17 protein-coding genes and 1 tRNA gene are annotated in these 17,951 nt (G+C 44.4%); 15 read left to right on the forward strand and 3 right to left on the reverse strand.

Annotated elements, in window-relative coordinates:
- Window positions 1-161: 161 nt before the first annotated feature.
- Complete coding sequence (locus tag IEW05_RS05245; RefSeq protein ID WP_188536496.1) at window positions 162-1,616, forward strand: L,D-transpeptidase; 1,455 nt, start codon at window positions 162-164, stop codon at window positions 1,614-1,616.
- On the opposite strand, the gene IEW05_RS05250 is transcribed toward IEW05_RS05245, so the two are convergent.
- Window positions 1,613-1,750, reverse strand: coding sequence for a hypothetical protein (locus IEW05_RS05250; RefSeq protein WP_188536499.1), 138 nt, complete (start codon window positions 1,748-1,750; stop codon window positions 1,613-1,615). The two genes, IEW05_RS05245 and IEW05_RS05250, sit on opposite strands and share 4 nt — an antisense overlap.
- 187 nt (window positions 1,751-1,937) lie before the next feature.
- Between IEW05_RS05250 and IEW05_RS05255 the strand changes: the two genes are divergently transcribed.
- The 6 genes from IEW05_RS05255 to IEW05_RS05280 all read left to right on the forward strand — a co-directional run bounded on the left by IEW05_RS05255 (window position 1,938) and on the right by IEW05_RS05280 (window position 8,214).
- On the forward strand, window positions 1,938-3,032 hold the full coding sequence (locus tag IEW05_RS05255; protein ID WP_188536501.1) for a quinone-dependent dihydroorotate dehydrogenase: 1,095 nt from the start codon (window positions 1,938-1,940) through the stop codon (window positions 3,030-3,032).
- A gap of 31 nt (window positions 3,033-3,063) precedes the next feature.
- Window positions 3,064-3,879, forward strand: a complete 816-nt coding sequence (gene yjbM / locus IEW05_RS05260) for a GTP diphosphokinase (protein WP_188536503.1) — start codon at window positions 3,064-3,066, stop codon at window positions 3,877-3,879.
- Window positions 3,869-4,342, forward strand: coding sequence for a DUF309 domain-containing protein (locus IEW05_RS05265; RefSeq protein WP_188536505.1), 474 nt, complete (start codon window positions 3,869-3,871; stop codon window positions 4,340-4,342). The genes yjbM and IEW05_RS05265 overlap by 11 nt, the downstream gene beginning before the upstream one ends.
- 115 nt (window positions 4,343-4,457) lie before the next feature.
- Complete coding sequence (locus tag IEW05_RS05270; RefSeq protein ID WP_188536507.1) at window positions 4,458-5,987, forward strand: RsmB/NOP family class I SAM-dependent RNA methyltransferase; 1,530 nt, start codon at window positions 4,458-4,460, stop codon at window positions 5,985-5,987.
- A gap of 3 nt (window positions 5,988-5,990) precedes the next feature.
- Window positions 5,991-6,755: a pseudouridine synthase gene (locus IEW05_RS05275; protein ID WP_188536509.1), complete on the forward strand. Its 765-nt coding sequence runs from the start codon at window positions 5,991-5,993 to the stop codon at window positions 6,753-6,755.
- Window positions 6,756-7,416: 661 nt separating this feature from the next.
- Window positions 7,417-8,214 (forward strand): Cof-type HAD-IIB family hydrolase, encoded by a 798-nt coding sequence (locus IEW05_RS05280; protein ID WP_188536511.1) that lies wholly within the window; start codon window positions 7,417-7,419, stop codon window positions 8,212-8,214.
- Window positions 8,215-8,330: 116 nt separating this feature from the next.
- On the opposite strand, the gene IEW05_RS05285 is transcribed toward IEW05_RS05280, so the two are convergent.
- The gene (locus IEW05_RS05285; protein WP_188536513.1) at window positions 8,331-8,429 is read right to left on the reverse strand and encodes a sporulation protein YjcZ; all 99 of its coding nucleotides are present in this window, start codon (window positions 8,427-8,429) and stop codon (window positions 8,331-8,333) included.
- 311 nt (window positions 8,430-8,740) lie between these two features.
- Between IEW05_RS05285 and IEW05_RS05290 the strand changes: the two genes are divergently transcribed.
- Genes IEW05_RS05290 through IEW05_RS05300 form a run of 3 tightly spaced genes read left to right on the forward strand, consistent with a single transcriptional unit; the run spans window position 8,741 to window position 14,396 of the window.
- Entirely contained in the window at window positions 8,741-9,862 is a 1,122-nt protein-coding gene (locus IEW05_RS05290) for a glycosyltransferase family 4 protein (protein ID WP_188536515.1), read from the forward strand.
- A gap of 17 nt (window positions 9,863-9,879) precedes the next feature.
- Window positions 9,880-11,202, forward strand: coding sequence for a metallophosphoesterase family protein (locus IEW05_RS05295; protein ID WP_188536517.1), 1,323 nt, complete (start codon window positions 9,880-9,882; stop codon window positions 11,200-11,202).
- Window positions 11,199-14,396, forward strand: coding sequence for an AAA family ATPase (locus IEW05_RS05300; protein WP_188536519.1), 3,198 nt, complete (start codon window positions 11,199-11,201; stop codon window positions 14,394-14,396). Before IEW05_RS05295 ends, IEW05_RS05300 begins: the two co-directional genes overlap by 4 nt.
- A 6-nt stretch (window positions 14,397-14,402) precedes the next feature.
- On the opposite strand, the gene IEW05_RS05305 is transcribed toward IEW05_RS05300, so the two are convergent.
- Window positions 14,403-15,440 carry a YkvI family membrane protein gene (locus IEW05_RS05305; protein ID WP_188536521.1) on the reverse strand — a complete coding sequence of 346 codons (1,038 nt, stop codon included), beginning with the start codon at window positions 15,438-15,440 and terminating at the stop codon, window positions 14,403-14,405.
- Between the two features lie 114 nt (window positions 15,441-15,554).
- Between IEW05_RS05305 and IEW05_RS05310 the strand changes: the two genes are divergently transcribed.
- From IEW05_RS05310 to IEW05_RS05330, 5 genes are all read left to right on the forward strand, one after another.
- Window positions 15,555-16,181: a DedA family protein gene (locus tag IEW05_RS05310; protein WP_188536523.1), complete on the forward strand. Its 627-nt coding sequence runs from the start codon at window positions 15,555-15,557 to the stop codon at window positions 16,179-16,181.
- Window positions 16,182-16,240: 59 nt separating this feature from the next.
- Window positions 16,241-16,816, forward strand: coding sequence for a xanthine phosphoribosyltransferase (locus tag IEW05_RS05315; RefSeq protein WP_188536526.1), 576 nt, complete (start codon window positions 16,241-16,243; stop codon window positions 16,814-16,816).
- A gap of 83 nt (window positions 16,817-16,899) precedes the next feature.
- Entirely contained in the window at window positions 16,900-17,232 is a 333-nt protein-coding gene (locus IEW05_RS05320; protein WP_188536528.1) for a hypothetical protein, read from the forward strand.
- 114 nt (window positions 17,233-17,346) lie between these two features.
- The gene (locus IEW05_RS05325; protein ID WP_188536529.1) at window positions 17,347-17,562 is read left to right on the forward strand and encodes a hypothetical protein; all 216 of its coding nucleotides are present in this window, start codon (window positions 17,347-17,349) and stop codon (window positions 17,560-17,562) included.
- A 187-nt stretch (window positions 17,563-17,749) separates the two neighbouring features.
- Window positions 17,750-17,833: transfer RNA gene (locus IEW05_RS05330), tRNA-Leu, on the forward strand.
- The last annotated feature ends 118 nt before the right edge of the window (window positions 17,834-17,951 follow it).

Genomic DNA, 17,951 nt, shown 5'->3' on the forward strand with positions numbered 1-17,951 from the left:
AGCCGTTATCTGTACACACAGGTAACGGTTTATTTTTTGATCTCAAACATGATAGGTAATAAGTCACAAATTTAAATTCATGAATTGTTGGTCTTTGCAACACAGGTTTTTATGCCGATATAAATGGTAAGAAACTATCTGATGATCTATGGAGGATTTCGATGAAAAACTCGGCGTACCTCAAAACATATGTGGAGAACCACCCGAAGAATAAAATGGCTTGGTACTTGCTTGGTAAGGAGTATGAAGCGACAGGGCAGGAAGGAAAGGCACACTATTGTTATATGCAAGCGGGAAGCGTCTACGAAGCATTTGAATCAAGTAAAGTGACGGAGGAGATGTGGGACGGCTACAAAGCTGGGCTACTTCAAGAATCACATCGTGCAGAGAAGCGGGGACGGCTTGTAAGGAAGATCGGGGTAATCATCCTTTTCGCATTATTGCTTTGGACGCCATCTGCTCATGCTCCTGGTGAACAAGTGTTAGGTACCGGAGTTGAATCGATTTGGGTTGATCAAGAGGAACCAAAGCAGGACGATAACGATATAGCAGGTTCAAGTAACGAGATACAACAAACAAACTCAGATTCATCTGAAATAGGACCTTTTTTTACGGCGAAAGGTTATTCAGGATCTGCTGATGATCGGATGAAAGCTCTCGGAGGTTTACTTGATGCTAGTACAGGTGGAGTTTCTTCGATCCAAGTGCTTGCAATGGGGCGCACAGGTAATTGGTTCATTTGGAATGATGATATGCCGGTCGTCTATGGAATTGATCGAAATAAAGCAAGCGGCAAGACAACACTCCAATCTTATGATCAAGTAGCTTGTCGCTGTGCGCCACCTGATACTTCGAAGCTTCAAAAGGCTGCCAAACAATGGATTTCGAGTCAGGAGTCTCTTGTTGTTCTCTCTTCCGCAATGAAACATTTTAAGGAACGAAGCGGTCAATGGCCAACTGAACTCAGTGAATTGAACAAACCATTTCCGAATAATTGGATTGCTGGAAATAACGAAGTGATGAAGCAGTCTTTTAAACCGTTGCTGAGTCTATTGCAAAATAGTAAAGGTGATGAAAAAAATACCGAGGATGTTAATTCCAACGGTAAAGTTCCGAATGGTAAGTCTTCCGCATCACAAGGGAAGTTATCTGAAGGAGAAGGTCCTTATTTTACTGAACCTTTGGAAGTTATTATTGATCTAGATCAACATCGTTTGGCTGTTGTAAGTGGCTCAGTTATGTTGAGAAGTTACCCCGTTGGACTGGGTGGAGATCGAACGCCAGAAGGTACATACAAAATATCGGAGAAAGTAGTAAATCCAAATGGACGCGATGATGGAGATTTCGGTAGCCGTGGTATGCAACTATCAGATACGAATTATGCAATTCATGGGACTAATGAGCCTAATAGTATAGGGAAGGATGAATCACTCGGTTGTATTCGGATGAATAAGCAGGATGTAGAGGAGTTGTTTGATCTATTACCTATGGGGACGAAGGTTAAGATAGGAAAGGGGATTCTTAGTGATCTTGAGATTGTACCGAAGCAACGTTTTGCTTTAGTGAACAAACAGGATCAGAGCAATCCCCACCGGACATATCATTGGCTTGATTAAGTCTGGGATACTATAAGTAGTACAGCGAATAGAATAATGAGCGCTCCTATCACAGAAATTGACCAGATGAGCGCTTTTTTGTTGACTTCGTCCTTCTTCTGTTGAAGTGTCGGTGGTTTGCGTTTGGTAGACATGAATCCATTCCCCTCTCTTATCTTTCAGGAATATACACTCCTATTGTAACGGCTTTCATTTCAAAATTCTACAGTCTTGTATGACTTTTCATGATCCTACACGTTGATCTTTTCTTTTGACGAAGAAACCGCTAAACTGGATATAGTATAGAGAGAGTATGAGGAAAGAACGGAGTGAAGTGAATACGTGTTGTATCGAAATCTAGGAAAGCCTTTGTTTTTCAAATTAGATCCAGAAAAAGCTCATCATCTTGTAATTAATGGTTTACATAAAGCTTCAAAAATTCCAGGTGGTGTTGGTCTATTAAGCGGGATGTATGGAGTCCCAGAATCAGCAGAACTATCTAGTGAATTGTTTGGTCTCCATTTCCCTTCACCAGTAGGTCTTGCCGCTGGTTTGGATAAGAACGCCGTGGCGGTAGATGGCTTCTCCGCTATTGGATTTGGCTTTATGGAAGTAGGTACGGTGACTCCTAAGGGTCAACCTGGGAATGATTTACCGCGGTTGTTTCGCTTACCGCCTGATGAAGCACTGATTAATCGAATGGGATTCAATAATCTTGGGGCTGATGAGATGGCAAAGTCTCTGGCCGCGCTCAAATCAAGACGTATTCCGGTCGCCGTCAATATCGGTAAGAATAAAATGACGCCAAATGAGGAAGCACATCGTGATTATGAGCAATGCATTTCGGTATTGTATCCGTATGCCGATTTCTTTGTGGTGAATATTAGTTCACCAAATACGCCTGATTTGCGTAATTTGCAGCATGGAAGTGAACTTGCTGTATTACTTGATGCTGTAATGAAAGAGATTTCTAAGCAGGCTGCGTTATCTGGTTCGACGAAAGCGGTATTGGTAAAAATCGCACCGGATGTTAATGACGCAGAATTGGAATTTATGATTGAGACGATTGCAAAAAGTGGCGTCTCTGGATTGATCGCTACCAATACAACGATATCTCGAGAAGGTATTAGTCACGGCCACGCTAAAGAAACGGGTGGACTCAGTGGGAAACCACTACGCGCCAGGTCTACGGAAGTCATTTCACGTGTCTATCGGCAAACCTCAGGTAAGCTACCTATTATAGGATCGGGTGGAATATTTACGGCTGAGGACGCTTACGAGAAAATTCGCGCCGGAGCTAGTCTGGTCGAAATTTACACGGCGCTCATCTATGAAGGTCCGGAAATTAATCGCAGAATACATCGCGGTCTGAAAGAGCTTTTGCGAAGGGATGGATTATCCCATATTTCGGAAGCGGTGGGCGCCGATCATCGTTAATCCGAGTTACACAAGATAGGAGGCAGACAAGATGGATAGTAGGGATTGGGGAACATTTTTGCTACCCTATGATCAAGCCGTTGAGGAATTGAAAGTCAAACTGAAAACGATGAGATCAGAGCTTAAGAAACGTGAGGAATACGCACCGATTGAATTCGTAACCGGACGGGTTAAGAAGATATCGAGTATTCTAGACAAAGCTAAACGACTTAATGTGTCCATGGAAGATTTAGAAACGGGTATTGAAGATATTGCGGGAATTCGGATAATGTGCCAATTCGTCGAAGATATTCGCCGGGTTGCGGAATATATACGGATGCGTAAGGATCTAAAGGTTCTTTTTGAGAAAGATTATATTACGAATTACAAAGAGAGCGGTTATCGCAGTTTTCATATGATTGTGGAATATCCAGTTCAGACTGCACTTGGTCAAAAAATTGTGTTGGCTGAGATCCAAATTCGTACACTTGCGATGAACTTCTGGGCTACAATTGAACATTCACTTAATTATAAATATCGGGAGAGCTTGCCTGATGAAATGCGCAGACGGCTACAGAAAGCTGCAGAAGCTGCTGCTGTGCTTGATAGCGAGATGTCCAGCATCCGTCAGGAAATTTTGATCGCACAAAAGAGCTTTGAAGATGATTCCAATGTCGTTACTTTACTGTTGGCTGCGATTCATAAGCTATACTTCTATCATTTGGTGTCTGAGGCCATTGAAGCGCAGCGGCAATTTAACGATCTTTGGGAAAACCATGACATGGACGGGATTAAGGATCTGCTTGTCAAAGTGAAAAGTCAGATCAAAGCAGTGAAGAAGGTAGAGGAACCCGGAGATGAATTATAAGCCACAGTTTGTGGCCTATCTAATTTATTTTAACCGTGACCGCGATTATTTTGAGTGTCATGAGGTATTAGAGGAGCTTTGGCTCGAACAGAATAAAGATCCTCTCTATAAGGGACTTCTCCAGGTAGCAGTGGGACTATACCACTTCCGAAACGGAAATGTGACCGGTGGAGTGAAGATGCTGCGCTCTGCAGCCGAACGGCTTGCGGCATATCCTCCCGATATTCTAGGAATTAATCTGGGTAAGCTGCGAGATGAGGTTGAAGTGTATACCAGAGCATTGGAAGCTTATCACGATCAACCTTTTGATTACTATGATCTGACGATTGAGATTGTAGATGCGGAGCTACTTCGTTCACTTGAGAGGACGTCTTTGGACATTGTTCCAAACGTTCCGCAGCGGCGGGGGCCAGAGCGGGGCGCCAAGCATGAACTAAGGCAGCAAAATAAGCGTAATAATTAAATGAGAACCCGAATCTTCGATCTTTACGAAGACGGGTTCTTTTTTTTATTTTCTTAGAGGGGATATGGTACAATAGATTTGTTTTTTTATACGGACATGAATGGAATGGTTAACGATGGCGGTTCAATTACCAATAACTTTTTTGCAAAGAATGAGAGAATTGCTTGGCGATGAATATGAGGCATTTCTCTCATCATATGATAATCCTCGCTATATAGGCATTAGAGTCAACACACTTAAAATTGATGTGGAGTCGTTCCGAGCCATATCACCTTTCAATTTAAGACCAATTCCTTGGTGTCCGACTGGTTTCTACGTGGAAGAGGGGGTCAAGCCCGGAAAGCATCCCTATTATCATGCGGGTCTGTATTACATTCAGGAACCTAGTGCGATGGCGCCTGCTGAGGCGCTTGACGTAAATCCCGGGGACCGTGTACTTGATCTTTGTGCCGCACCTGGTGGTAAGTCAACGCAAATTGCGGCTAAACTACAGGGCCAAGGTGTACTTGTTACAAATGATATTAGTGGAGATCGGACGAAGGCACTCGCCAAAAATCTGGAACTTTACGGTGTCCGCAATGCGGTTGTATTGAATGAGACACCGGAACGAATCGCAAAGTCGTTTCCGCACTTTTTTAATAAAATTGTGATCGATGCCCCTTGCTCGGGTGAAGGCATGTTTCGCAAGGATGAAGATATGGCGCGGCTGTGGGAGAATGATTGGACAACTAAATACAGCGAGATGCAGCGCGATATTTTGAAGACGGTAGCTACAATGTTGATGCAGGGCGGGAGAATCGTATACTCGACGTGCACCTTTGCACCGGAGGAGAACGAGGCGATTATTGCGGATTTTTTGGAGGAGCATGATGACTTTGAGCTTATTCCTCTCCCTCATAACACCGGATTCTCTCCTGGACGTCCCGACTGGTTGAGCCATGTAACAGAAACAAAAGGCGAGAGAGATTTTTCAGCGGATAAAGCGGCTCAAACGATTGGCTGTGGGAGACTCTGGCCACACCACATTGATGGTGAAGGTCATTTCCTGGCTGTTCTTGAACGGATTGGGGAAGCCCATCTGGGAGACGAGCTATACGTTGCAGAAAGTAACAATTCAATTCCGGCGAAACCAGAGCGTCCATCCAAACAGAAGGATCGCCTGCGTGGCAGTCGTAGGGATAATGGGGTAAAAGAACCGGATGAGCGTGAACTACTGGCGATCTGGGATCATTTTGCCCAAGAACAGCTGCGAGTTGATTTTTTAGGAGAAAAGGTGTTATTTGGCGGTCATATTTATCAATCCCCTGTTTCTAAAGAGCGTCTTCAAGGTCTTAAAACAGTCCGCCCAGGGTGGTATGTAGGTACGATTAAGAACGGAAGGTTCGCTCCAGGACATCCGCTTGCAACTGCATTACGGTCTGGAGAAGCGGTAAGAACACTTCGTTTGACTCTTGAAAATGGAGAAGCGGTCCGCTATTTAAAGGGAGAGACGTTAGAGATCCCAGCTTCCCGTATTTACTGTCATGAGAATGTCGCTCCCAAAGGATATGTTCTGATTACTGTAGATGGCTACTCCTTGGGCTGGGGTAAGTGGCTGGACGGCATACTCAAGAATGAATATCCTGCGGGCTGGAGGTGGACTTAGTAAATGAGTCAAGGTCAAGGTAAACAAACGTTACGAATTGATAAAATATTAGGCCATTTGGGTTATGGATCAAGAGCTGATATTAAGAAGATGGTCAAACAAGGTAGAATATTTCACAATGGAATAGTTGTAAAAGATAGCGGATTACAAAGTAACCCGTATAATGATGTTATTGAGGTGGACGGGGAACCGGTCGTATATCGAGAGTTTATTTACATTATGTTGCACAAGCCACCGGGTGTTATTTCTGCCACTGAGGATTCGCGAGATCGTACCGTGCTGGATTTACTTCCGCAAAATCTCCGGGTATTCTCACCGTTTCCGGTAGGTCGTTTGGACAAAGATACTGAAGGTTTATTGTTACTAACGAATGATGGACAACTCGCACATGACTTACTCTCCCCGCGTAAACATGTTCCGAAAACCTATGAAGCGGATGTACTTGGTGATGTTGGTGAACGTGAAGTAGAACTATTCAAACAAGGCGTTGAGCTTGATGATGGATATGTTACGCTTCCAGCTTCATTAAAGGTGTTAGAGCGATTATTGCAGGAAGATGGGAGTGTGTTGTCCCGCATTTCACTGACCATTTCCGAAGGTAAATTCCATCAAGTTAAGCGGATGTTTCAGGCCGTAGGCTCCAAGGTGATCTATTTGAAACGAGTTTCTATGGGCCCGCTAGCGTTGGACGAGTCACTTTCGTTGGGTGCTTTTCGCGAATTAACTGAGTCTGAGCTTGATTCGCTGCGACATTATAAGAAAGAATGAAATAGTGTGGTGTGGTGAAAAGGTCGTAACTGCGAGAAAATTTGGGCCTTCGATCGCTGTTATCCTCAGATTTCTTGATTCTATGCCGCGATAAGCGGATGAAATCTGAGGATAAAGGCGAACGCGTCCGCTTCTCCAGCTCCAAATTTCCTCTTCGTTACTTCATCACCACTCCCAATCATGATTCTCTCTCGAATAATCTCGCGAATCAGAAAAAGTATGTAGTAAGTAGACCTGCGCTAACGTAAAGCGCATCCCCGCAGGGGAGAGCGACTCACAGCAGGCAACAACAGTGTAACCACAATAGTAACTCCCTGTGCCATAATGGCAGGAGAACATAATTAAAGCGTGTCCCGAAGGGACGACAAGCGGCTCGTAGCACGGGCCTACCCGGGTGAGTCGAAAGTAGCAGAACTATCCAGCATGTTTATATGGTAACCCGGGTGAGCCAAAAGTAAGACGTACCCGAAGGGGGAATAGCGTGCCACGCACCAACTTATAGCGCATCCCCGAAGGGGACAGCGAGCAGGAGCGCCTCTCTACCTCTCAAGTTACCTAAGCGGGTATCCAAAGGGCGGCAGCCCTTGGGGCCCTCCCTTATGGTAAGGGAGGGTTTGGGAGGGATGAGAAACAATATATATATAACGAATAGGAGACAGAGATGAAATACGAACTGATTGCATTGGATGTAGACGGAACGCTGATAAACGACCATCATGAGTTGACACAAGGAACGATAGAGACCATCAGGAAGATCGCAGAGCAAGGTACAGAAATTGTGTTGTGTACCGGCCGAGCGCCAGACAGCACGATTCCCCTAATGAAACAGATTGGATTGGAAGGATATATCATCACTCATAATGGTGCAGCAACGGTTGATACACGTAACCTAAATGTTGTTAATGAATTTGCACTAAATCCGCATGGATTGGAAATGTATATTGATTATTGCCACAAGAACAATATCCATTTTGATGTTAATACAACATTTGCACTCTATGTTCAGGGAGCTGCAGGATTGAGTAAGGAAGCTTTGGATTTGTATAGCAAATTTATGATACAACCAAAGGAGCTTCCTGGCTGGGCTGATTTCAGTGAACCTATCGTTAAATTTACGGTAACGGCTCCTATGGAGGAACTGGATAAGGTCTATGCGGATTGGAGCCTCTGGTCCCAAGAGTTCAATATGCTACGTAGTGGCGACTTTTTCATTGATTTGATGCACAAAGAAGCTTCCAAAGGTGCGGCGCTACAGAATTTGGCAGCTAAAAGAGGAATTCCGGCTGAGAAAGTTATGGCCATTGGGAACTATTTTAACGATTTGACGATGTTAACTTTTGCCGGACTAGGTATCGCAATGGAAAACTCACCACTTGAGGTTAAGGCTGCAGCGAATGATGTAACATTGTCTAATAACGATGAAGGCGTAAAAGCTGCATTAGAGAAATACTGCTTGTAGGTTAGGTCATTTTGAGTTTCAAGAGTTTATACAAATACTTGATTACAAGGCGCCTTAATACAAAAAGCGGAAGAACCCTCTAGCAGGGTCCTTCCGCTTTTGTGCTGATCATGCCTTTAGATGCGAACGCAGGCACAGGATACGATAACGAGCAAGATGAACAGAACCAAAATGACACCTGTGGAAGTAAAGCCAGCCCCTAAAAAATCACCCATTGTTATTCCTCCCTCACATTCTGGATTGTTCTCCCCGTGATTAACGGGATACGGTATTGTATGTATGTGTAGTAATTAGGTATGGACTCCTGACTATATAAATAAAATCAGGTATTTGCCATAGTACAGAAGTCCTTATGTTAAATCTAAAATCATATTGTAAACTAACATCAAAATTGCTCAATTCATTTGGGTGAACTAAATATCTTATCATCGTGAAAGGGGAATGGATGTTCTTTCCTGCCTATGGCATAATGGAGAGGAAGGCCGAAAATGTGCCAAAGTGAAAGAGAGTGCAAAGGAGAACGCTTATGAAACTGTTACAGGCGTTATTTTTTCCTCCGGAACAGCCCGGGGGCGTATCTTCAATGATTCCTTACTTGCAAGACAGATTTAATCCTCCTCATTGGGAGATGGAATTGTTCTCTCTGCCTAAACGTATTCGAAACAAAGGAACTGACTTCGTTGAATTTGACACCTTTGATTGGCATGAGTACGAACAAAGTCCTATTGTGCAAAAATATATTCAAACCTATCGAGATTACCTATGGTGGACGAAGTTAAGATTACAGCGCCCCTTCGATCTCATTCATGCCCATCATCCAATAGCCGGGCTAGTTATGAAGCAGGTTTTCCCGAATACTCCAGTTATGATGAGTGTTCACTCCAGTTACGAGCGTGAGCTGATCTTGAACGGGGGGATTGAGGAAAATGGATTGGAACATCGGTTTCTGACCTCGATTTATAAGGAGCTCGAGCATCGATGTGACCGAATGTTTACCTCTTCTCGTTCTTTTATGGAGTATTTGTCACCTTATGTGAATCATCCGGAAGCTATCAGTGTCATTCCAAACGGTTTCGATGAGAAGCGATTTAAGCCAGTTCCACACGAAAATGAAGTAACTCAGCTTGTAACCGTATGCCGCTTGGTTCCTGCCAAAGGACTCGATATTTTGCTGAAGGCTTGTGCTGAGCTAAAGGCACAGGGGCATGCTTATGTGTTGCACATTATCGGTGATGGACCAATTCGCCGAGATCTAGAAGAACTAGCACAAAGTTTAGGTATCTATGAAGAGACTATTTTTTATGGATATACCCTGCATCCTGAAGAATTTATGCCTTTCTTTGATGTATTTGTGCTTCCATCTCGGGCAGAGGCGTTTGGTTCGGTATTTGCAGAAGCAGCGTTATGTTGCCTGGCCCTGGTAGGTACCGATATTGGGGGGATTGCGGAACAGATTGAGGATGGGGTCAATGGATTACTTGTTCCTCCTGAGGATCCACTTGCCCTATCGACCGCACTTGAGAAGTTGATCATGGACCCGGCTTTTCGCTATGAACTAGCGCGAAGTGGTTCAGATCAAGCTAAGAATCATTATTCCTTGAATCGCGTTGTATATCTATTGAAAAAAGTGTATTTGCAATACAAATAATGAAAGAGTGAGACCATATGACGTCATTTCGCTTCATTCACGCTGCTGATTTGCATCTGGATACTCCTTTTTCAGGAATGTCTGGAGTGCCTGAGCGGTTACGCCAATATTTACAGGGCTCCACCTTTTCCGCATTAGGAGACTTGGTGGACCTTGCCATATCCGAGGAAGTCGATTTCATCGTCATTAGTGGTGATATCTATGATGCTTCAGACTCTTCACTTCGTGCACAGCTTAGATTACGAGAGGCTTGGGATAAGCTGGGGCAGCATGGAATTCCCGTCTTTCTTATTCATGGGAACCATGATCCACTGAATAGTAGGCGTCTTCGCCTGGCTCACCCACCTCATGTAACTGTTTTTGGTGCGAAAATGGAGAGTGCGTATGCTTCACGTCGGAGTGACGGACAGACAGTCGCGGTTGTGAGCGGAATTTCTTATCCTACCGCAGCTGTTATGGAGAATACATCACGCCAGTTTCACCGGGATTCGGATTCGAAGCTGTACCATATCGGTCTATTGCATGCTAATGTAGACGGGCAAGAGGGGCATGATGCTTATTCCCCTTGCTCGTTACGTGATCTTGCAAACACTGGTTACGATTACTGGGCACTAGGCCATATTCATAAACGCCAGATTTTAAGCCAATCACCGTGGATTATTTACCCTGGTAACATTCAAGGCAGAAGTCTCAAAGAAACCGGACCCAAGGGATGTTATGTTGTTGATGTGGATGAGCACGGGGTCACTCATCCTGTTTTCCATGAGCTTGATTATGTTAGATGGAATGAAATTGAGATTTCAATTGAAGGTCTGATTAGTGAAGAAGACTGGAAAGATGCGGTCGAAGACAAGCTTCAAGAGTTAAGACGAAGTGGTACCGGGAGACTGCAGATTGTTCGGATGGTGTTTACGGGCCGTGGGCCACTTCATAAGCTTCTTCAATCGGGGCGGGAAAGCGGGGAACTACTCCAAGAACTGAGGAGACGGGAGAACCAACGTCTTGAGGAGAAGGGGACTGGAATAGTCGATATGGGATCGATCGTGTGGGTAGCAGGCTTCAAGGTAGCTACAGGCATGGATATCGACACAGCTTTACTGCTTCAGGAGGACAGTTTTCTGGGTGAATTATTCCGATTAGTGGCAAAAGCTGAAGGTGAGCAAGAACTGCTAGGTTCCATCGTAGATTCAGCCATGACCTCATTGATGGATAATTCTGTTCTTCGAGGCTTATTGAAGGAGGAAGGACCTCAGCAACGACTTGATCTTTTGAGGCGGGCACAGGAGTTAGCCTCCTCCCTATTGGTAGAAGAGGACCCTAGAGGAGGTGTAGGTCAATGAGACTGGAGAAGCTACAGGTGAGTGGATTTGGACACCTGCACGGCGTTGACGTGGAAATGCACAGTCCTATGACGGTCCTCTACGGTCCAAATGAGGCGGGAAAGAGTACGCTTCTAGGTTTCGTTCGTTCCATGTTGTTTGGCATTCCTACCCGGGCTTCTGGCGCTTTACGATACGAGCCTACGCAAGGTGGCATACACGGTGGGATGTTGACTGTGATGGGCGAGGATGGGGCTCGTTGGAGTATAGAGCGATATGCTGGACATGCGGATGGAAAGGTCTTGTCTGGAACGAGGGGCGATCGCTTGCGGATCACAAGGAGTGATCAAGAAGGGCATCTTCGTGAATTAACGCAGGAGGAAATGCAGCGAGATCTGCTTGGTGGCATGTCTAAGGAAATGTTCAAGCAGTTGTTTGCTGTGTCTCTTAGTGAATTACAGGAGGTATCGGCACTTCAATCTGAAGAGATGAGTCGTTTTTTATTTCACGCGGGAATTGGTGGCGGATCGACGGTTCTACGTGGGGAGAAGAAGCTAGTACAAGAGATGGATAAATTGTACAGGCCCCGTGGCCGTAATCAAGAAATTGCCCAGATGATGCAATCATTAGAGCGGATCCGTCAAGAAGCCGAGGGTATTAAATCATTATTGCCAAGGTATAACGAAGTATTGGTTGAATTGGAAGATGTGGAGTCCAGACTGACAAAGTGCACTGAGCAGCGCTCTCTAAGTGGGAAAGAAACAAGTAAGCTTCAACAGGCAGTAGAGATACGAAGTCATTGGCTTAAACGTGAAGCACTGCGAGCTGAGCTCACGGCTCTACCTCACCTTCAAGAATTTCCGGAGCAAGGTTTGATTCGCTGGGAAGCACTGCAGGAGGAGAAGGAGCGATTACTCCTAGAGATCAAAGAAAATGTAAGGCGTAACGATGCCTTGCGATCGGAGATGGACTCACTTTCAATAGATCAAGAACTCTTAGACCGGGCGGGAGAAATAAACTCATTGGCAACTCGATTGCCAAGTTATGAATCAAGGGTTCGTCAGCTAGCAGAACTAGAGGCGGAGGCATTAAGTCTTCGAGGCCAACTTGGTCAATGTCTTCGTAGCATTAATCCGGCATGGAATAACGAGGATTTACAGTCCTTTACGGGTACGGTAAGTGAAAGAGAAGCCGTACGTCGATATGTGAATCGTTTTGCAGAGTACGACAAGGAAATGGAGCGGCTGCAGAATGAACGATTCAAATTGGAGCGAGAAGTAACTTCCCTAAAGTCGACATACACAGCTGCGGTCTCGCGGATGGAAGAGAGCAAGGCTCTGGGAATGAGTCAGTTTGATGTTCTTATTTCACAAGATCGAAATGAGATTCGAAGTCAATGGAGTGTGATAAAGCTTGAGCTAGAACGCTGGCGCGAGTTATCCATGTCCAGTCTGCTTGAAACGAGGACTACGGCTGCGGAAGTGATGGTCCAGGAGCGTATGCGTTCGTTGTATTACCGTTTACTTGGTGGAAGTGCGACCTTGACCGTGGTGTTACCTATAGGGCTTTGGTTGACAACTCACTCGATCTGGAATGCTGTGATTGGCGGTGGGACTCTCCTATTGTTGGACCTATTTATTTGGATCGGCTTTAGAGGTAATAAATCTTCCGGTAGGTCCTCTTCACGGCGTTCTGGTAGTACTGGAAATTCCGGAAGCGCAACCTCAGCGGAAGAACGGCTAAATAAGTTATTGACTACATTTATTCGGCATCCTTTGTCTGCGGCAGGACGAGCTGTGGGGAATACATCACTTAAGGATGTTCCGAATTGGGAGCAAGAAGAGCGACAACTGCGTCAGATGATGGAAGGCTGGTATCTATGGGATCAGCGTCATGAATCTTTGGAGACTGAAAGTTTAAATTGCCGCGGACGAGTCCTAGCGGCGGTGGATGAATTACATGACTTAGAGCGAGAATTATCTCGCCGTGAAGCTGCTTTCGATGATCTAGCGCAGGAATGGGAAGCTTGGTTACTCGAGCGTAAATTACCAAGGGACCATTCTCCAGAAGCTACCTTGGAAATCTTCCGTCTTACGGAGCAGGGTGGAGAGTTGCTTAGTCGACTTGAGGGATTGTCTCATAAAATAAGCGCGCTACAGAAGGAAAATGAAGAGTTTGAGTCCAGTTGCCTATCTCTTCGAGGAGATATATTTACTCAAGCAAATGCACACACTGCAGTTTCACAGCTACAGAAAGTAATAGTGGAACTAGAAAACCAACAAGCCTTGAAATCTCGCTGGGATAGCTTGTTTATACGAATGGCTCCTTTAGCAGAGGAACGAGGGCGTTATGACGATCGACTGAACCGGGTCATGAGTATGGAGCAACATTTACTGGCGGAGGCTCAAGCCAAGGATGGGGAGGATTACCTTCGTCTTGGGGCAAATGCTGCTAAATGTGAAATCCTAATGAAGGAGATTCGGCAATGTGATCTTGTTATGTTCGGTGGGTTAGAAGATGAGAAGAAGGAACAACTGGAGCTATTGTTAAGAAGCCTCTCTGAGGAGGAACTTGAACATTGTTTGAAGGAAGCGCGTATTACAGCGGCTGATATAGAAAAGGACTGGCAGAACCTTCAGGAAAGACGTGGCAGGCTGCTACACGAGCAGGAAAGTTTAGAGGCTCGTGGTAAGCAGGAGGATCTAAGCCAGCAATTTGCTGAGCACAAGGCAGCTTTGAGTGAGAGCATTGATAAATATGCCGTAATGGCAGTATGCAATGAATTGATCTCACGTGTTCGGCGAATATATGAGGAAGAGCGACAACCTGAAGTATTGAGGCTGGCTTCGGACTATTTTGCAGAAATGACAGGTGGCGTATATCGCAGGATTGTTCTGAAAATGGGTAGCCAGGAACTTATGGCAGAACATCGTGAACATGGACCGATTGAAAGTACTTATCTAAGTCGGGGAAGTGCAGAACAGTTATACCTAGCGATGAGGCTCGCACTTTCAGAGGCTGTTTCAGGACAGGGAAAACTCCCTATCCTACTCGATGACTTGTTTGTCAATTTCGATGCCTCTCGTTTAGCAGGAGCGTTATCCGTCTTGAAAGGTGTGTCCAGCAGACATCAAGTCATCATGATGACGTGTCACAAACACGTTGTAGATGAGGTGCTGGCAACCATCCCAACTGCGGAGATTATACATCTATAGTGGTTGTTATGTTTTTTTTGGCTTATATACGGCTAGCATGACTGCCCATAGTAGACTAAACAATCCGAAGGTTGGATATAACACCGCTAGCAGCGAGCTGAAGCCGAACTGACTGGTCAAATAACATAGAAGCAGAATAAATATCGAGATGATTTTGGGCGAAATGTTAATATATTGTTTGAGTTGTAAGGTTACTCCATAAATGTCGGCGACAAACGTACTGAAGATTTCCATGAAAATAAGTAAAATGTAAATTAATTGAACTGCGGTACCTAATTGTTCGGCGATATTACCCATTGGAATTTCGTACTGAACGATTCCAGGCATATAAGCAGATAAGGCGAAATGACCGGCCATAAGCATGAATCCGACACCAGCTCCACCTAGCACACCTCCCCAGATGATAACTTTGCGACTTTTTGTATGGCTCCCAATCGGTACAAGCACAGCTTGGGCCATAGAAAGGTTAAAAGCAGTATACATAAGTGGGGAAGCCCATGTGGCTAAAAAGCTCTTATCCGTAGTGAGAGTGACGAAGTGAGCAGCGTCGGGTGATCCCATCGTATTAAAAATAATCGTGAGCGACAGGATAAGCATCATTGGAACCACGATGGAGTTGAGCTGCATCACACCTTTGATTCCTCTACCAAGTAACAAATAAGTACTGACTATGGTGACAACAAGCCCAGTTTGATAGTAAAATCCAAGATGTTCTGTAAATACCGATCCAGCTCCGGCTAGCATGACACTATTTACTCCAATCAGAACGATAAGTGTGAACAAGCTGAGCCAACGGCCGATGGTATTTCCAAATAAGCTTCGATTTAAGTCTTCATATGATGTTGCTTTTATTTTGTTGGCCAGTAGCATCATTTTGGTACCCAGCCAGATGAATAGGATCGTTGCTAGGATTATGGTAAGAACACCCCATTTTCCGTATTTCGTAAAGAATTGGAGTATCTCTTGACCCGTAGCAAAACCGGCTCCGACGACGGTGCCGATATAGGTAAAAGAAATTTGTAGAACTTTTACGGCATTTTTCATAGTTTTCCCCCCGGCGGATGTGCTATATATAGTACAAGGTATGTTAGCCGGGAACAGGACATGACTCAAACTTGTCCTCCAGAGTTGCTGCCGCTCCCGGAAAGGTGGATTTATATGATGAATGAAGTCATGTCTTATCTCGCGCAGTACGGTTATCTCGCTATGTTTGGCTTACTTTCATTAGGATTTCTGGGTGTTCCGGTCCCTGATGAAACTTTGGTTATGACATTTGGTGGATTAACGGCTTCAGGTCATTTTACATTCTGGATTACTTTTATGGTTGCTGTATTGGGCAGCTTGTCGGGAATGATGCTTAGTTATACTTTAGGACGCGTCATTGGCAAGCCTCTTCTTTATAAATATGGGAAATGGATATGGATCACGCCGAAACGTTTGAAGCAAACAGAGACTTGGTTTACACGGTTCGGTACTTGGAGTATATTGATCGGTTATTTTATTCCTGGAATTCGTCAGGTGACATCATATTTATCCGGTGTATATCAGTTGAAACTTCGGGTTTATGTCCTTTATGCTGGAATAGGATCTATTGTTTGGTGCGGTACATTTATGTTAATTGGACGGGCTTTAGGACATCGTTGGCATCGAATTATGCCGTATGTACATGGTCATAGACGATTCCTTATCGTGATGTCTGTCATTTTTTTAGTGATTATCATTAGTGCGGCTGTAGTATGGATAACACGTAAACAACAGGTAACAAGTGAGGAACCTGTCTCTTAAAAAGAGCTTACTTGCGGATTTGTTGATGGATGCATTTGTATTAGGGAGGATATCAAAATATGGAGAAATTAAAGCAAAGAATTGTGAAAGATGGTGTGGTTGTCTCGGATCAGGTGCTGAAGCTGGATGCACTTCTGAACCACCAGGTGGACCCACAATTGATGATGGAATTAGGTAAGGAGTTTGCAGAGCGGTTTCGTAATGACGGTGTGACGCGGGTAGTGACGGTAGAATCATCGGGTATTTCAATCGCATTTGCGACAGCTTATGAATTAGGAGTTCCATTGATTTTTGCTCGGCGGAAGAAGACACTTCTTGCGGAGGCGGATATGTTGTGCGAACGGGTACCGTCATTCACAAAGGGGATCGTAACCGATATTTTGATTTCACGTGAGTTTATTTCAGAGAATGATCGAATTTTGTTCATCGATGATATCATTGCCAACGGGGATGCTGCACGTGGGTTGATCAAAATTATTGGGCGTTCTGGAGCTGAGCTGGTTGGGGCTGGGATTGTGGTGGAGAAAGCTTTTCAACCTGGTGCACAAGCGATTCGTGAGCTAGGAATTCGGCTTGAATCACTTGCAGTCATTTCTTCATTAGAAGGTGGCAAGATCACATTCGCTGATGAATAAATAATGTACGATTTTTGTAACACTCCTTTGCAGGTATTCATTTTTTAGTTATAATTATGATTACTAGGAGAGGAGGCATATGAATGGGAAATGAACCAGCAGTAAACACGGAATTTTTCATTTCTAAATTAGCCGACGCAAAGGTTACTTTCGAACGTGCTTTGGACTGTAAACATACGGAGTTTGATGACCTTTATCCCTATATGCTTGAGCATCCTCAGTTCTTCTGGTATAAACGTTATGTTGCCTGGTCGCAGCTATTAACGATTGCGGGATTATGTGAGGAACTGTCTGTACCTTGGAAGGATCAGTTCAGCCCTCAGCAGGTAGGGTATCTGGAACAACGAGTGATGTCAGCAAAGGTGCTTGATTTTTGGTTCGAAACAAACGATAGTAAGGAACATGCACAGCGTTAATTAGGTAAAAGCTCATTCCATTTAAAGGGCTTAAGTATCATATTATACAGTGGACTCCGCCGAGGTTAATCGCGGAGTCCTTCTTTGAGATAAGAGTAAAGGAGGGAGATATCCATGATATCAGATGAGCAATTGAACGCCTACCGACTATCCGGTGAGAAGGTAAGAGTCGTCCGCGATGCAATCGAAGCTAATGATATTCGAGGTATCGTTGTCGCTTGGGACGACACTCAAGTACTAATTAGAAGACCAAATCGAAATGTTGTGAAATTAGATCGTAATTATGATATTCGTCCTTCGAAGGAGCCAAGAGTATCACCGCTGGATTGATGATGTTTTGGATTAGTGGGTAGCGATAAATTAAGATACGAAAGAATCCCTTTACCTCTGGTTAAAGGGATTCTTTTTGATAAAATCAAATGAAAAATAATTAGAATTTTATTGACTCTCTTATTGCTGCGTGATATTATATTACTTGTCGCTGCGGAAGAGAACATCCTCTAAAGCTAAGAAATATGCGGTCATGGCGGAATTGGCAGACGCGCTAGATTCAGGTTCTAGTGTCAGCAATGACGTGGAGGTTCGAGTCCTCTTGACCGCATTACAGATTCAAACCGGAGAAGCCTTGATTTATAAGGCTTCTTTTTTTCTATTTTGGATTGTTGGATTATCAATTAGTTATTTAGTAATTTTAGTTAATCAAGAAAGGTGTGCATTGC

The organism is Paenibacillus segetis (assembly GCF_014639155.1).
Taxonomy (GTDB): Bacteria; Bacillota; Bacilli; order Paenibacillales; family Paenibacillaceae; genus Fontibacillus; species Fontibacillus segetis.

Coding starts and splice junctions, on each gene's coding strand:
- IEW05_RS05270 (WP_188536507.1), top strand. CDS start 4,458: ATGGCGGTTCAATTACCAATAACTTTTTTGCAAAGAATGAGAGAATTG.
- IEW05_RS05290 (WP_188536515.1), top strand. CDS start 8,741: ATGAAACTGTTACAGGCGTTATTTTTTCCTCCGGAACAGCCCGGGGGC.
- IEW05_RS05265 (WP_188536505.1), top strand. CDS start 3,869: ATGAATTATAAGCCACAGTTTGTGGCCTATCTAATTTATTTTAACCGT.
- IEW05_RS05275 (WP_188536509.1), top strand. CDS start 5,991: ATGAGTCAAGGTCAAGGTAAACAAACGTTACGAATTGATAAAATATTA.
- IEW05_RS05305 (WP_188536521.1), bottom strand. CDS start 15,440: ATGAAAAATGCCGTAAAAGTTCTACAAATTTCTTTTACCTATATCGGC.
- IEW05_RS05315 (WP_188536526.1), top strand. CDS start 16,241: ATGGAGAAATTAAAGCAAAGAATTGTGAAAGATGGTGTGGTTGTCTCG.
- IEW05_RS05310 (WP_188536523.1), top strand. CDS start 15,555: ATGATGAATGAAGTCATGTCTTATCTCGCGCAGTACGGTTATCTCGCT.
- IEW05_RS05280 (WP_188536511.1), top strand. CDS start 7,417: ATGAAATACGAACTGATTGCATTGGATGTAGACGGAACGCTGATAAAC.
- IEW05_RS05295 (WP_188536517.1), top strand. CDS start 9,880: ATGACGTCATTTCGCTTCATTCACGCTGCTGATTTGCATCTGGATACT.
- IEW05_RS05245 (WP_188536496.1), top strand. CDS start 162: ATGAAAAACTCGGCGTACCTCAAAACATATGTGGAGAACCACCCGAAG.
- IEW05_RS05250 (WP_188536499.1), bottom strand. CDS start 1,750: ATGTCTACCAAACGCAAACCACCGACACTTCAACAGAAGAAGGACGAA.
- IEW05_RS05325 (WP_188536529.1), top strand. CDS start 17,347: ATGATATCAGATGAGCAATTGAACGCCTACCGACTATCCGGTGAGAAG.
- yjbM (WP_188536503.1), top strand. CDS start 3,064: ATGGATAGTAGGGATTGGGGAACATTTTTGCTACCCTATGATCAAGCC.
- IEW05_RS05285 (WP_188536513.1), bottom strand. CDS start 8,429: ATGGGTGATTTTTTAGGGGCTGGCTTTACTTCCACAGGTGTCATTTTG.
- IEW05_RS05300 (WP_188536519.1), top strand. CDS start 11,199: ATGAGACTGGAGAAGCTACAGGTGAGTGGATTTGGACACCTGCACGGC.
- IEW05_RS05320 (WP_188536528.1), top strand. CDS start 16,900: ATGGGAAATGAACCAGCAGTAAACACGGAATTTTTCATTTCTAAATTA.